Origin of the sequence: Streptomyces cinnamoneus (genome assembly GCF_014650495.1) — a bacterium.
Classification (GTDB): domain Bacteria; phylum Actinomycetota; class Actinomycetes; order Streptomycetales; family Streptomycetaceae; genus Streptomyces; species Streptomyces cinnamoneus.
In genome coordinates this window covers 307,383-320,855 of sequence record NZ_BMVB01000001.1, presented here as the reverse complement: position 1 = coordinate 320,855, position 13,473 = coordinate 307,383, and the positions used below count along the sequence as shown (strand labels likewise).

General features: G+C 75.2%; 11 protein-coding genes and 1 pseudogene. 4 read left to right on the top strand and 8 right to left on the bottom strand.

The genetic code is table 11. The annotated features are described in order from the left end of the window. Window positions 1-68: 68 nt before the first annotated feature. Together IE182_RS01410 and IE182_RS01405 are read left to right on the top strand one after the other, a co-directional pair. Window positions 69-1,454: a GNAT family N-acetyltransferase gene (locus IE182_RS01410; protein WP_190107726.1), complete on the top strand. Its 1,386-nt coding sequence runs from the start codon at window positions 69-71 to the stop codon at window positions 1,452-1,454. 49 nt (window positions 1,455-1,503) lie between these two features. Beyond that, on the top strand, window positions 1,504-3,189 hold the full coding sequence (locus IE182_RS01405) for a DUF885 domain-containing protein (RefSeq protein ID WP_190107725.1): 1,686 nt from the start codon (window positions 1,504-1,506) through the stop codon (window positions 3,187-3,189). Between the two features lie 77 nt (window positions 3,190-3,266). Here the strand turns inward: IE182_RS01405 and IE182_RS01400 are convergent, their stop codons facing one another. Continuing rightward, window positions 3,267-3,752, bottom strand: a complete 486-nt coding sequence (locus IE182_RS01400) for a rhodanese-like domain-containing protein (protein WP_190107724.1) — start codon at window positions 3,750-3,752, stop codon at window positions 3,267-3,269. A 94-nt stretch (window positions 3,753-3,846) separates the two neighbouring features. Here IE182_RS01400 and IE182_RS01395 point away from each other — a divergent pair, with 94 nt between their 5' ends. Beyond that, a complete protein-coding gene (locus IE182_RS01395) occupies window positions 3,847-4,338 on the top strand; it encodes an Lrp/AsnC family transcriptional regulator (protein WP_190107723.1) in 492 nt (163 codons plus the stop codon). Here IE182_RS01395 and IE182_RS01390 read toward each other — a convergent pair. From IE182_RS01390 to IE182_RS01370, 5 genes are all read right to left on the bottom strand, one after another. Then, window positions 4,283-7,414 carry an AAA family ATPase gene (locus tag IE182_RS01390; protein ID WP_190107722.1) on the bottom strand — a complete coding sequence of 1,044 codons (3,132 nt, stop codon included), beginning with the start codon at window positions 7,412-7,414 and terminating at the stop codon, window positions 4,283-4,285. The two genes, IE182_RS01395 and IE182_RS01390, sit on opposite strands and share 56 nt — an antisense overlap. Next, window positions 7,411-8,577, bottom strand: coding sequence for an exonuclease SbcCD subunit D (locus IE182_RS01385; protein ID WP_190107721.1), 1,167 nt, complete (start codon window positions 8,575-8,577; stop codon window positions 7,411-7,413). The genes IE182_RS01390 and IE182_RS01385 overlap by 4 nt, the downstream gene beginning before the upstream one ends. 197 nt (window positions 8,578-8,774) lie before the next feature. Then, on the bottom strand, window positions 8,775-9,962 hold the full coding sequence (locus IE182_RS01380; protein WP_190107720.1) for an MAB_1171c family putative transporter: 1,188 nt from the start codon (window positions 9,960-9,962) through the stop codon (window positions 8,775-8,777). Continuing rightward, window positions 9,952-10,473 (bottom strand): hypothetical protein, encoded by a 522-nt coding sequence (locus IE182_RS01375; RefSeq protein WP_190107719.1) that lies wholly within the window; start codon window positions 10,471-10,473, stop codon window positions 9,952-9,954. The genes IE182_RS01380 and IE182_RS01375 overlap by 11 nt, the downstream gene beginning before the upstream one ends. Before the next feature lie 102 nt (window positions 10,474-10,575). Beyond that, window positions 10,576-11,067 (bottom strand): hypothetical protein, encoded by a 492-nt coding sequence (locus IE182_RS01370; protein WP_190107718.1) that lies wholly within the window; start codon window positions 11,065-11,067, stop codon window positions 10,576-10,578. A gap of 220 nt (window positions 11,068-11,287) precedes the next feature. Between IE182_RS01370 and IE182_RS01365 the strand changes: the two genes are divergently transcribed. Then, window positions 11,288-12,073: an AfsR/SARP family transcriptional regulator gene (locus IE182_RS01365; RefSeq protein WP_190107717.1), complete on the top strand. Its 786-nt coding sequence runs from the start codon at window positions 11,288-11,290 to the stop codon at window positions 12,071-12,073. Window positions 12,074-12,223: 150 nt separating this feature from the next. On the opposite strand, the pseudogene IE182_RS32380 reads toward IE182_RS01365, so the two are convergent. Beyond that, window positions 12,224-12,694, bottom strand: a pseudogene (locus IE182_RS32380) (DedA family protein); the annotation flags it as partial. Next, entirely contained in the window at window positions 12,694-13,404 is a 711-nt protein-coding gene (locus tag IE182_RS01355) for a class I SAM-dependent methyltransferase (protein ID WP_190107716.1), read from the bottom strand. The gene IE182_RS01355 and the pseudogene IE182_RS32380, both read right to left, overlap by 1 nt. Window positions 13,405-13,473: the final 69 nt, after the last annotated feature.

Below are 13,473 nucleotides of genomic sequence, written 5' to 3'. Positions count from 1 at the left end.
AAGGGTCCTTTACCCGCAGGACACAGGACGTTCGTGATCACGCAACACCGCTCGGCCAGGGTGGGGGCATGACCGACGAGACCTTCGCGAAGAGCTCCGCCCGGCACCGCCACCACTGGCGCCGGGACCTGGTGGAACTGGCCGCCCTGTTCACGGCGGTCGCCACGGCGGACGCCGTCGCCGACACGGTGGTGCACGGGCCCGACGGCCCCGTGCTGCTCATCTCCTCCGCCGGCGCGCTGCTCGCCACGGCCGCGTTCCACACCTGGTGGTCCCGGCGCCGCGGGCACGCCCCGCCCCCGGCCGCCGCGGACCCCGCACCCGGCGCCGCCGCACGGCCGGCACCGGCCGGGGGCGGCACGGCCCTGTGGCGGATGCGGACGACCGTGCGCGACGAGCCGGGCAGCCTCGCCGCCCTGTGCCTGTCCCTGGCCGACCGCCGCGTCGACATACTCGCCCTGCAGACCCACCCCCTGGCCGACGGCACCGTCGACGAGCTGCTGCTGCGCGCACCCGCCGCGCTGGCCCCGGCCGAGCTGGCCCTGGCCGCCGCGGGCGGCGGCGGCCGGGAGACCTGGCTGGAGCGGGCCGACGCCCACGACCTCGTGGACGCCCCCACCCGGATCCTGGGCCTGGCCACCCGCACCGCGCTCGACGCCGCCGAACTGCCGCTCGCCCTGCGCCAGCTGCTCGGCCGCTGCACCATCCGCTCCATACCGGCCCGCTCCCCCCTCACCGGCGCCCCGGCCGAGTCCGTGCCGGAGGACGGCGTGTGGGAGGAGACCGTGCTGCGGCTGCGCGACCCCAGCGGCGGGTCGATCACCATCGAGCGCCCCTACCTGCCCTTCACCCCCACCGAGTTCGCCCGCGCCCGGGCGCTGGTCGAGCTCGACGCACGGCTGGGCCCGCGCGTACCGCCGCGCAGCGACGTCCTCACGCTCCCCGAGGGCAACGCGATCACGGTCCGCCGGGCCGGCGCCGACGACGTCGACGCCGCACGGCAGATGCACGAGCGCTGCTCCCCGGCGACGCTCAACCGCCGCTACCACGGCCCGGTCGGCGACGCCGACCGCTACCTCCGCCACCTGCTCGGCCCCCGCTTCGGCCGCACCCTGGCGGCGCACACCGCCTCCGGCCGGCTCGTCGCCCTGGGCCACCTGCTGTGGGACGGCAACGAGACCGAGGTCGCGCTGCTCGTCGAGGACGAGTGGCAGCGGCGCGGCGTCGGCGGCGAGCTGCTCCGCCGGCTGATCGCCATGGCCGGTGAGGCCGGCTGCGAGAGCGTCTACGCCGTCACGACGGCTTCCAACACCGGCATGGTCGCCGCCATGCGCGCCCTGGACCTGCCGCTGGACTACCAGATAGAGGAGGGCACGCTCGTCATCACCGCCCGCCTCGCCCCCGTGGCCTCGCGCACCGCCCCGCAGGCGGCGTCCCGCAGGGCGGACGGCTGACGGGAAAAACCCGCTGACGCGGCCGTCTCCGGCATACGAGGATGGGCGGATGCCGAACACCACGAACACGCCGCTCCCCCGTCAGGTCGCCGACTCCTACGTCGAGGCGTTCACCCGGCTCGACCCCATCACCGGCACGTATCTGGGGATCCCCGAGTGCGGGCCGAAGCTGCCGGACTTCTCCCCCGCCGGGCAACGGGCCCTGGCCGACCTGGCCCGTACGACGCTGGAGGAGCTGGCCGAGGCCGAGGCCCGGCCCGGCGCGGACGGCGAGGCCGAGCGGCGCTGCGCCCGGCTGCTGCGCGAGCGGCTGACCGCCGAGCTCGCCGTCCACGACGCGGGCGAACACCTGCGCACCGTGAGCAACATCCACTCGCCGCTGCACTCGGTGCGCGAGGTGTTCGCCCTGATGCCCGTGGAGACCGGGGACGACTGGTCGGTGATCGCGCAGCGGCTGCGCGCGGTGCCCGCGGCCCTCGACGGCTACCGCGCCTCCCTCGCCGAGGGCATGGACCGCGGGCTGCCGGGCGGCCCGCGTCAGGTGGCCACCGTGCTCGGGCAGTTGGAGCAGTGGATCGGCACGGACGGGGGCTGGTTCGGCGAGTTCACGGCCGCCGGGCCGAAGGAGCTGCAGGAGGAGCTGACCGAGGCCGCCGCCGTGGCGACGGGCGCCCTCGCCGTGCTGCGCGACTGGCTGCGCGACGTCTACGCCCCGGCCGTCGAGGGCGCACCGGAGGTGGTGGGGCGGGAGCGGTACGCCCGCTGGTCGCGCTACTGGAACGGCACCGACCTCGACCTGGACGAGGCGTACGCGTACGGCTGGGCCGAATACCACCGCCTCCTCGGTGAGATGCGGAAGGAGGCGGAGAAGATCCTGCCCGGCGCGAGGACGCCCTGGGAGGCGCTGGCCCACCTCGATGTGCACGGTGCGCACATCGAGGGCGTCGAGGAGACGCGGGTCTGGCTGCAGGAGCTGATGGACGAGGCCATCGAAGCGCTGGACGGCACGCACTTCGAGCTGGCCGAGCGCGTCCGGCGCGTCGAGTCCCGCATCGCTCCGCCCGGCGGGGCGGCGGCCCCGTACTACAGCCAGCCCTCGGAGGACTTCTCCCGGCCCGGCCGCACCTGGCTGCCCACCATGGGCGAGACCCGCTTCCCCGTCTACGACCTGGTGTCGACCTGGTACCACGAGGGCGTCCCCGGCCACCACCTGCAGCTCGCGCAGTGGGTGCACGTGGCGGACCGGCTCTCGCGCTACCAGGCCACGATCGGCATCGTCAGCGCCAACTGCGAGGGCTGGGCGCTGTACGCGGAGCGCCTCATGGACGAGCTGGGCTTCCTCACCGACCCCGAGCGCCGGCTGGGCTATCTGGACGCCCAGATGATGCGCGCCACGCGCGTGATCATCGACATCGGCATGCACCTGGAGCTGGAGATCCCGGAGCACTCCCCGTTCCACCCGGGCGAGCGCTGGACGCCGGAGCTGGCGCAGGAGTTCTTCGGCCTGCACAGCGGCCGCCCGGCGGACTTCGTGGAGAGCGAGCTGGTCCGCTACCTCGGCATGCCGGCCCAGGCCATCGGCTACAAGCTCGGCGAACGTGCCTGGCTGAAGGGCCGCGAGGCCGCCCGCGCGGCGCACGGCGAGGCGTTCGACGCGAAGTCCTGGCACATGGCCGCCCTCTCCCAGGGCTCTCTGGGCCTGGACGACCTGGTGGCGGAGCTGTCGGCGCTGTGAGGTCCGCCGGGCCGGGGGCCTGAGCCCCCCGGTCCGGCGTCCCCGGCCCCCGGTCCCCTGCGCGGGGAGCGTGGCCGTCAGCAGCCGCAGTCGGAGCCGTCGACGGGTGCGGTCAGCGGGTCCGGGGGAAGCTGCCGGGTGCCTTCCCAGGTCTCGACCTCGTAGCCCTCGCGGATCCAGTACTCGATGCCGCCGAGCATCTCCTTGACGCGGTAGCCGAGACGGGCCAGGGCCAGGGCGGCACGGGTGGCACCGTCGCAGCCGGGCCCCCAGCAGTAGACGACCACGGGGACGGCCGGGTCCAGGAACTCGGCCGCCAGCTGCGGGATCTGCGCGGTCGGGAGGTGGACGGCGCCGGGGACGTGGCCCTGGTCCCAGGACTGGGTGGAACGGGAGTCGACCACCGCGAAGTCCGCGCGGCCGGCCGCCAGCGCGGCGTGGACGTCGGCCACGTCGGTGTGGAAGGCGAGCCGGGAGGCGAAGTAGGCCGCCGCCTCGGCGGGCGCGGCGGGCGGAACGGCGAGGACGGAGCTGGGGGCCTGCGGAGCGGCGGTTGCTGTCATGCCGGAAAATCTACGCCTCTTGATCATCCGCCAGAATGGGAGATCCCCGGGAAAACTATTGATCGACCGGGGATTCCCCTGCTAGACATCGCCCATGACCGGCTATTCCCCCGACGCCACCGACTGGCGCATACTCGACGCCCTGCAGAGCAACGGACGTCTCGGCTACGCCGAGCTGGCGCGCCTCGTGAACATGTCCTCCAGCGCCGTGACCGAGCGCGTCCGGCGGCTGGAGGAGGCCGGCGTCATCGGCGGGTACACCGCCGTGCTCGACCCCGAGCGCCTGGGCATGCCGGTGCTCGCCTTCGTGCGGCTGCGGTACCCGAACGGCAACTACAAGCCCTTCCACGACCTGCTGGCCGCGACGCCCGAGATCCTCGAAGCGCACCACGTCACGGGCGACGACTGCTTCGTCATCAAGGTCACCGCCCGTTCCATGCGCCACCTGGAGGAGGTCGCGGGCCGGATCGGGGCGCTCGGCTCGGTGACCACCAGCGTGGTCTACTCCTCCCCGCTGCCCCGTCGCGCCCTCAGCCCGCACTCCCCGCCGTCCGGTGCCGGACCGCGGACCCCGAGCGCTCCTTGACGACCTGCAGCTGAGCCGGGATGCGCTGCCGCAGGTCGGCGACGTGGCTGACGATGCCGACGGTGCGGTCGCGCTCGCGCAGCGAGTCCAGCACGTCGAGGACCTCGTCGAGGGTCTGCTCGTCGAGGCTGCCGAAGCCCTCGTCGATGAAGAGGGTGTCGAGCCGGGTGCCGCCCGCCTCCTCGGTGACCACGTCGGCCAGGCCGAGGGCCAGGGACAGCGAGGCGAAGAACGTCTCGCCGCCGGAGAGGGTCGCGGTGTCCCGCTCGCTGCCCGTCCAGGCGTCGACGACGTGCAGGCCCAGGCCCGAGCGGGCCCGCCCTCCGCTCCTGGCGTCGGAGTGGACGAGGGTGTAGCGCCCGGCCGACATGCGCTGCAGGCGGGCGGTGGCGGCGGCGGCCACCTGTTCGAGCCGGGCGGCCAGGACGTACGACTCCAGGCGCATCTTCCGCTCGTTGCGGGCCGAGGTCCCGGCCGCCAGCGAAGCGAGCTCCGCCACCCGGTGGTACTCCTCGCGCAGCGGCGCGAGCCGGCGGGCATCGGCCTGGGCCTCGGCGGAGAGCCGGGCGAGGTCCTCGCAGCGGGTGCGGGCCGTGGCCTCCCCGGTGGAGGCCCGGCGCAGTGCCGCCGTCGCGGCGTCGACGGCCGCCTGTGCGGCCTGCGGGTCGGCGGGCGGCCGCGCGGCGGCGTCCGCCACGGCCCGGTCGGCGAGCTCGGCGGCGACCGCCGCCGCCTCGCTGCGCCACCGGTCGAGCCGCTCCTGCAGCTCCCGCTGCGCGGCGGCGCTCAGCAGGGCCCCGGCGGCCAGCGCGGGGGTGTCGAACCCGGCGCGGTAGGCCGCGTCGTCGAGCTGCGCGTCGGCTTCCTTGAGCCGGTCCGCCGCCCGCCCGGCCTCCCGTGCGGCCTCGGCCGCGTCGGCGAGGAGCACGAGCTGTTCCTCCAGCAGGGCGGCCCTGCGGGCGACGCTCTCCTCTCCGCCGCGGGCCTGCTCCAGTTCCTCCTGCAGCGTGCGCAGTTCGCGGTCGAGCTGGTCCCGGCGGGAGGAGCGGGCCGCGATGCGCAGCCGGGCCTCCTCCTGTGCGGCCCGGCGGCGCTCGCACTCGCCCTCGGCGGCGGCGAGCGCCTGCCGGGCCCCGTGCAGACCGGCCGCGGCCTTCCGGGCCGCGGCCAGGGAGTGCTCCAGCTCGCGGGCGGCGCGGGCCAGTTCGTCCGCGGCCGCCGGTCCCGCCTCGGCCGTCGCCACGTCGAGGTCCTGCCCGAGGGACTGCAGGCGGCCTGCCGCCTTCTCGCGGAGGGCGTCGGCCTGCTGGTACGCCTGCAGGGCGGCTTCCTCGGCCGCCGGGTCGACGTGGCCGGCGCCGGGGCGGGCGGGGGCGGGGTGCTCGGCCGAACCGCAGACCGTGCACGGCTCGCCGGCCGTCAGCTCCGCCGCGAGCTCCGCGGCCATGCCGCGCAGCCGGCGTTCCTTGAGGTCGAGCCAGTGCTCACGGGCGTCGCCCGCCCCCTTGCCGGCGGCCAGCAGCCGGGCCTCGGCGCCGGCGATCTCCCGCGCGAGCCCGTCGCGGCGGCGGGCGGCCGCGAGGCGGCGCCGGGCCGGTTCGAGCTGCCCGGCGAGGCGCTCGGCGAGCCCCACCGCTTCCTGGGCGGCGTCGATGCGCTGCTCGTGGTCGCGGCGGGTGGTCTCCCAGGAGTCGAGCCACTCGCCGGCCTCGGCCAGCACCTCCTCGTCGGCGCCGGCCGCGCGGACGGTCTCCGTGAGCTCGCGGGCGATGCCGGCGGCGCGTGCCTCGGCCCGGCGTGCGGCGGAGAGCGCGCCGAGTTCCTCGCGCAGGCCGTGCTCGGCGGCGGCCAGGTGTCCGGCGCTGCCGTCGCGGTGCGCGCCGGGGAGCGCCGCGCGGGTCCGCCGCTCCGCGTCGGCGGCGGCCAGCCGTCCGGCCTCGGCCTTCTCGCGCAGGTCCAGCGCGGGGGCGACGGCCTCGGCGGCCCGGGCCCGCTCCAGGCGCCGCAGGACGTCGTCGTGCTCGGCGCGCCGCTCCTGCAGTGCCCGGGCGCGGGCGTCCGCCTCGGCGTGCCGGCGCTGCAGTGCGGCCAGTTCCCGCACCTCGGCGGCGTGGTCCTGTGCGGCGCGGTGGGCCCGCTCGGCGGCGACGACTGCGGCCTCGGCCACGGTCTGCCGCTCGCGTGCGTTCGTACGGGCCAGGGCGGCCCACTCCAGCACCGCTTCGGCCAGCCCGGCATCGCCCGGCGCGAGCGGCGGCTCGGCGGCGCGGGGTCCGGGCACGGCCGCCCGGCCGCGGGCGGTCCGCGGACCGCTCCCGGCCGTGGTGCCGCCCCCGTTGCCCGCCTCCGGCACGGTCGCGGTCGCCGGGGCCGGCACCCCGGCCTCCGGCAGCGAGGGGTCGGCGGCGGCCTGGCGCATGCGGTGGGCGAGGGCGAGGAGGCGTTCGTCGCCGGTGCGCACCTGGGCGTCGGCCGCGCGGCGCAGCTCCGCGAGGCGGTCCTCGACCGCGGCGAAGCGGCCGGTGTCGAAGAGCTTGCCGAGGAGCTTGCCGCGGGCGGCGTCCTCGGCGCGCAGGAAGCGGGCGAAGTCGCCCTGCGGCAGGAGGACGACCTGGCAGAACTGCTCGCGGCTCATGCCGAGCAGCTGGGTGACCTCCTCCCCTATCTCCTGGTGCGAGCGGCTGAGCGGCTGCCACGGGCCGCCGTCGGCGGGGCGCTCGCGCAGGGCGCTGAAGGTCTTCTCGCGGGTGAACCCGGTGCCGCGCTTCTTGGGGCGGAGCTGTTCGGGGCGCCGGGTGACCTCCAGGCGGCGGCCGGCGACGCTGAATTCGAGGACGACCTCGGTGGGCGTGCCGGGGTCGGCGTGGTCGCTGCGCAGGCTCAGGCCGCTGCCCTGGCGGCTGCCGGGGACACCGTTGTAGAGGGCGAAGCAGACCGCGTCGAGGACGGAGGTCTTGCCGGCGCCGGTGGGGCCGTGCAGCAGGAAGAGCCCGGCGGCGGACAGCTCGTCGAAGTCGATGTGCTGGGTGCCGCCGAAGGGCCCGAACGCGGTGATCGCAAGCCGGTGCAGCCTCATCGGGCCACCTCGCCGACGGTGTCGTCGAGCCGCACGGCGTCGAGGGCGGCGGTCAGGACGGCGCTCTCGGCGGCGTCGGGCCCGTGCCCGCCGCGTACGTGGGCCACGAAGTCCTCGGCGATCTGCCGGTCGGTGCGGCCCCTGAGCCGCTGGGCGTAGGAGGAGAGGGGGTCCTCGGGGGCCCGGTCGGGCTCGAAGACGAGGCTCAGGGTGTGCGGGAAGCGCCGGGCGAGGCGGGCCATGGGTTCCTCGGGGCGCACCGGGTCGGTGAGGGTGGCCTCGACCCACGCGTCCTCGTGGCGGTCGAGGCCGGGGTCGGCCAGGAGGTCGTCGAGGCGGCCGCGGATGCGGGCGAGCGGGCGCGGGACGGGGCAGTCGACGCGTTCGGCGCTCACCGTGCCCCGCTCGTCGAGGTCGACGAGCCACATGGTCTTGCGGTGGGTGGCCTCGGAGAAGGAGTAGGCGAGGGGCGAGCCGGAGTAGCGGATGCGGTCGGTGATGGTCTGGCTGCCGTGCAGGTGTCCGAGGGCGGTGTAGTCGACGCCGCGGAAGACGTCGGCGGGGACGGAGGCCACGCCGCCGACGGTGATGTCGCGCTCGCTGTCGCTGGTGGCGCCGCCGGTGACGAAGGCGTGGGCGAGGACGACGGACCGCGTCCCGGCGGGCCGGGCGGCGAGGTCGGCCCGCACCCGCTCCATGGCGGCCTCCAGTACGGCGGTGTGGCCGGCCCCGTCGGCGCCCAGCCGCTCGCGGACCAGGGCCGGCTCCAGGTAGGGCAGTCCGTAGAAGGCGACGTCGCCGTGGTCGTCGCTCAGGAGGACGGGCGTGCCGCAGCCGTCCGGGTCGGTGCGCAGGTGGATGCCGGCCCGGTCGATGAGGCCGGCGCCGACGCCCAGGCGGCGGGGCGAGTCGTGGTTGCCGGAGATCATGACGGTGGGCACGCCGAGGCCGGCGAGGCGGTGCAGGGCCTCGTCGAAGAGCTCGACGGCGGCGAGCGGCGGGACGGCGCGGTCGTAGACGTCACCGGCGACGAGCACGGCGTCGACGGCCTGCTCGCGCACGGTGTGCAGGAGGTGGTCGAGGACGTCGCGCTGGGCCGCGAGGAGGCTCACGCGGTGGAAGGAGCGTCCCAGGTGCCAGTCCGAGGTGTGCAGAAGTCTCACAGGACGGCTCCGACCCGCATGTTCTTTGTGCCTCCACTGTCGTTCCCGCCCGGTCCGGCGCGGGCCGCGGTCGTCCCGCCTGCCTCACCCGCTCCGGACGGCTCACCGTCCATCGGTCACCACAGTTTCGCACCCGGACCGGGGGCCGGGGGCACGGTTGGCATCATGCCGTGCGCCCCGGCCGGGTGCGCCGCGGGTCAGGCGCACCGCCTGCGCTCGTCCCGCCGGTCCTCGTCCCGGGGCAGGCTGCGGGGCGGGGCGAAGGTCAGGGCGGGTGGTGTGGCGTAGGACTCGGCGAGGCGGAGGAGGAAGGTCCGCTCGTCGTCCAGGCTGCCGTTGCCGAGGCCGGTCCCCAGCGGCTCGGGCGGGTGGGGGCCGGCCGGCGGGAGGCCGGCGAGCCGGGCCCGCCGGGCCTCGCGCAGGACGCAGGCGAGCAGCGTGGCCTCGGCGCGCTCGTCCGGGAGGGCCGCGGCGGCGACGGTGTCGCGGGCGGCCGCGGTGACGGCCGGGCCGGCGTGGCCGTGCAGGACGAGGATGGCGTCGCGGGTCTCGACGACCTTGCGGTAGGCGAGCAGTTTCCAGGGGGCCCGGGGCCAGAGGATCTCGTGCAGGCGGGGGCGGGGGCGGCCGAGGGCGACGTGCGGGACGGCGTCCACGAGCTCGCGCCACAGGGGCCAGAGCCGCCAGATGGTCCGGACGTCGGCGGCGGCCCGGCGGACGGCGACGGCCGTCGGGACGAGCACGGCCGCCGCCCGGAGGATGCCGTGCAGCGACATGAGGGTGGGCTGGTACCGCAGGAGGGCGTCGGAGGTGGTGAAGAGGCCGGCGAACAGGCGCAGCCAGTACAGCTCCGCCAGGACGGTGCCGATGCCGAAGAGCCGCAGGCCGAGGGCGAGCGGGGAGCGGCTGGGCCCCCTCCCGTACCGCCAGCACACCGCGATGCAGGCCGCGTTCACGGCCAGGTGGGTGCCGATCAGCAGCAGCCGGTAGGCGGTGGCGGTGGGCGGGATCTCGGCGATGGTGCCGTAGGAGAGGTGGGCCCGGGAGGTGACGCCGAGGACGGTCAGGGCGAGGGCCGTGGCGGCGACCGTGCCGCAGGCCCAGGTGTGCAGGCGCCGCCCGCCCATGATCGTGATGACGAAGCCGAGGACGGCGCCCGCGGAGACCATGCCGGTGAGGTTGCCGGCGAGCCCGAGCGCCGCTTCGGGGACGACGGAGCCGATGGAGGTGGTGAGGGTCATCGCCAGGGCCGCCGTGGCCACCGCCAGCCACAGTCCGCGCTGTGCGGGGTGGCGCACGGCGTAGGGACATCGCAGGACCACCGCGGTCCACAGGCACACCAGCCCGGTGGTCCCCAGGACGGAATCGAGGACGTCAGCGGCCATGGGACCCGACCACGCCCAGCGCCGCCTGCAGCCGGCCCAGCGCGCCCGGCGGCCGTTCCCCGGTGCCGGCGCGGACGCTGGTGCGGATCAGGCTGGCGAGCATCTCCGCCTCGCGTTCCTGGCGCGTGGAGTAGTTGGTGCGCGCGAGGAGACGGCGGATGAGCCGGGGGTCGAGGTCGGCCAGGAGGGCGCCCGCCGGGCCGCCGGCCGGGGCCAGCGAGTGGTGGTCGAAGAGCATGTGGCCGATCTCGTGGAGGACGATGTGCTCCTGGTGCGGGCGGACGGTGTGGCGCTCGTGGAAGATGTGGTCGTCGGTGGCGGTGGCGAGCCACAGGCCGCAGGCCCCGGCCAGGGCGGCCTGTTCCGGCAGCGGGTGCAGGTGGATGGGCCGGCCGCGCTGTTCGCCGAGGTGCCGGCACAGGACCTCGACGGAGAACGGCTCGGGCAGGCTGACGCGGGCCAGCAGGGCCCGGCAGCGTCGACGGAGGGCGGCGTCGCTCGTGTACGGCATCTCGGGTTCCCGTTGACCCTTTCTCAGGCAGCGGCGGTAGGCGACGTACGTACGGCGTGGCATCGGTCCTCCAGGCCCACGGGACCGGCGTCGGGTCGTTGACTACCCTGAAGAAGTAAGGGTGGTGGCGGTGTCGTCGTCATCGTCGATGGACGACAGGTTCTGGGTCTTGCGCGCCTCGTTCACCATGGCGATCAGCGCGTCCAGGCAGTCGGGCGAGAGCCCGTCCGCGCGCAGGGCGAGGTTGCGCACCTTGGCGTCGCGCAGGGCGATGGCCAGTCTTCGGCGGTCGTCGATGCGGCGGCCGGTCTCGTCGTCGAGGAAGTACTCCGGGGGCACACCGAAGAACTCCGCGAGGACGTCGAGCTGTTCGAGCGTGACGTTGCGCTTCTTCCCGGTGGCCAGCTCCCACAGGTAGGTGCCGGAGATGGTCCGGCCGGTGGTGTCGCGGATCTCCTTGGCCAGGCGCGCGTATCCGGGGCGCTTGTTCCCCTCGGCCCCGGCGGTGGTGGCGATCAGTTCACTGAGCCGCTGGTCGAACTGGCGCAGAAGTGGCCGGTCGTTGCGGTCCGGTGCCGGTCGACTGTCGCTCATGCCCCGTCCCTCCCCCGGGAGTTGTTGCCCGGTCGACTGTTTCTGTCCGCTTGAGCGTATGGATAACGCCAGACAACCCTGACATTCATACGCCATAGTTGACAACCAACTCTGTACGCACCGTACGCTTGCTGACCGCGACGTCCGCTTGAGTGGACAGCGGACACGGCAGTCCCCAGCCGTCTTCAGGGTGCGGCTCGATGAGCGAAGGGGAGAGTTCATGAACCGGGCAATATCCTTCCGAGTTCTCGGACCACTGAGCGTCACGGTGGGCAGGAAAAACGTTTCGCTACCCAGCGGCCGGCAACGGTCCCTCCTGGCGGCCCTGCTCGTGCACCCGGGCGAGATCGTCCCGGTCGAGAAACTCGTGGACCTGGTGTGGGGCGACGAGCTGCCGCACAGCCCGCGCCCCGCCCTGCACACCCTCCTCACCCGCTTACGACAGAGCCTGGACGCAGCCGGCGCGGGGCTCTCCGGACTGCTGCACACCTCGCCCAGCGGTTACCTGATCGAGGTCCCCACCGGCTGTCTGGATCTCACTCTTTTCCGTGAATCCGCCGCCCGCGCCCGGCTCGCCGCCGAGCTCGGCGACCGCGCACTGGAGCACTCCGCCCTCACCGAGGCACTGGCCCTCTGGCACGGCCAGCCGCTCGGCGGCGTGCGCTCGGACGCGCTCCACCGGGACGTGGTGCCGGGGCTGATGGAGGAGTGGATCCGGGCCATCGAGCGCTACCACGACGCCTGCCTCGCCCTCGGCCGCCACGACGAGATCGTCGGCGACCTGCGGACGCTGACCGCGAAGTACCCGCTGCGCGAGAGCCTGTGGCAGCGGCTGATGCTCGCCCTCTACCGCTGCGGCCGCAGGGGCGAGGCCCTGGCCGCGTACGCGGAGGTCAGCGGCGTCTTCCGCGACGAGCTCGGGGTGGACCCCGGGCGCGAGCTGCGTCATCTGCACGTCGCGATCCTGCGCACCGACGTCAGCCTGTCGCTGGCCCGCTCGGCCTGAGCCGCCCACCGCCCGGCGCGCGCGCCGGCGGTGCACGAGCAGCCCCGCCGCTGCCGCCAGCAGGACGCCGGCGGCGGCGCAGACCGTGGGCAGCCCGCCGCCCGGCGCGGTCAGCCGGTCGTAGGAGGCGCCCAGCACGTATCCCGCACCGGCTTCCCCGCCCGCCCAGACCAGGCCCGCCACCAGGCTGTACGGGGCCAGCCGCCGGTACGGCATGCCGGCGGCGCCCGCCAGGTGCGGCGCGAAGGTCCGCACGACCGGCACGAAGCGGCAGACCAGCAGCGCGGGGCCGCCGCGGCGCTGGAGCACCGACCAGGCGCGCTCCCAGGCCGCCTCGGGCAGCCGCCTCCCCAGCCGGGAGCGCCGCAGGCCGGGGCCGAGGCGGCGCCCGGTGCGCTGCGCGAGCAGGTCACCGGCCACCACCCCCGTCGTGGCGCACAGCACCACCAGGGGCAGCCGCAGCGTTCCCTCCTGTGCCAGGACCCCGGCGCACAGCATCAGGCTGAGCGTGGGCACGAACGAACCGAGCAGCAGCACCGATTCGAGGAGCACCAGGCCGAGCACGAGACCGTACGCGGCCGCGGGCGGCACTCCGTGCAACAGCTCGTCCGCGGTGGGCATCAGGCGGCGTCCGCCGCCCGGGTGGCGTGCTCGGGGGCGCGCACGTGCCACACCCGGGCGGGCGGGATGTTGCGCCACACGACACTCTGCCGGCTGGCGTAGCGGCGGGTGAAGTCGTGCAGCAGGTCGGTCACTTCGCGGTGGCGGGCGGCCTCCTTCCGGCTGCTGAGCAGCGAGCGGGTGGCGTGGGTGCCGAGGTAGCCGAAGAACGTCAGGTGTCCGCCCGGCACGAGCACCGACAGGTAGCGGTCCAGGATGGACCTGACCGTCTCCGGCGCGAAGTTGGTGAACGGCAGGCAGGAGACGACGACGTCGTAGCTGTGGTCGATGGGCATCTCGGTGATCGACTCGGGGATGATCCGGATGCGGTCCGAGGCCGCCGACATGGCGGGGTCCGTGCGCAGGGCGCCGTTGAGGATCTCGACGAAGCGGGGGTTGATCTCGACGACGTCGAGCCGGTCGGCGGGGCCCACGGCACCGGCCAGAACCCGGGTCACCGGCCCCGTGCCGGCGCCGACCTCCAGCACCGCGGTGGGCCGGCGCAGTCTGCTCGCAGGGGCGAGGGGCGCGGCCAGCCGCTCGGCGAGCTGCCGGCTGCTCGGCGCGATCGCGCCGGTGGTGCGGAAGGTGCGGGTCGCCTCGCGGAGGAAGGCCAGCCCGGTGGCCGAACGCGGCTGTACGGGCGTGGAGTTGGCTTGCGTCAGATCCATGACCATGAAACTAGGGGCCGCCGCGGGGCGCACCATCGGCCGTTGTGCGACGCTCGATCGGTACGAAAG

Bases quoted from the DNA above. Each gene is read 5' to 3' on its own strand.
- IE182_RS01410 (WP_190107726.1), top strand. From the start codon at position 69: ATGACCGACGAGACCTTCGCGAAGAGCTCCGCCCGGCACCGCCACCAC.
- IE182_RS01405 (WP_190107725.1), top strand. From the start codon at position 1,504: ATGCCGAACACCACGAACACGCCGCTCCCCCGTCAGGTCGCCGACTCC.
- IE182_RS01400 (WP_190107724.1), bottom strand. From the start codon at position 3,752: ATGACAGCAACCGCCGCTCCGCAGGCCCCCAGCTCCGTCCTCGCCGTT.
- IE182_RS01395 (WP_190107723.1), top strand. From the start codon at position 3,847: ATGACCGGCTATTCCCCCGACGCCACCGACTGGCGCATACTCGACGCC.
- IE182_RS01390 (WP_190107722.1), bottom strand. From the start codon at position 7,414: ATGAGGCTGCACCGGCTTGCGATCACCGCGTTCGGGCCCTTCGGCGGC.
- IE182_RS01380 (WP_190107720.1), bottom strand. From the start codon at position 9,962: ATGGCCGCTGACGTCCTCGATTCCGTCCTGGGGACCACCGGGCTGGTG.
- IE182_RS01375 (WP_190107719.1), bottom strand. From the start codon at position 10,473: ATGCCGTACACGAGCGACGCCGCCCTCCGTCGACGCTGCCGGGCCCTG.
- IE182_RS01370 (WP_190107718.1), bottom strand. From the start codon at position 11,067: ATGAGCGACAGTCGACCGGCACCGGACCGCAACGACCGGCCACTTCTG.
- IE182_RS01365 (WP_190107717.1), top strand. From the start codon at position 11,288: ATGAACCGGGCAATATCCTTCCGAGTTCTCGGACCACTGAGCGTCACG.
- IE182_RS01355 (WP_190107716.1), bottom strand. From the start codon at position 13,404: ATGGATCTGACGCAAGCCAACTCCACGCCCGTACAGCCGCGTTCGGCC.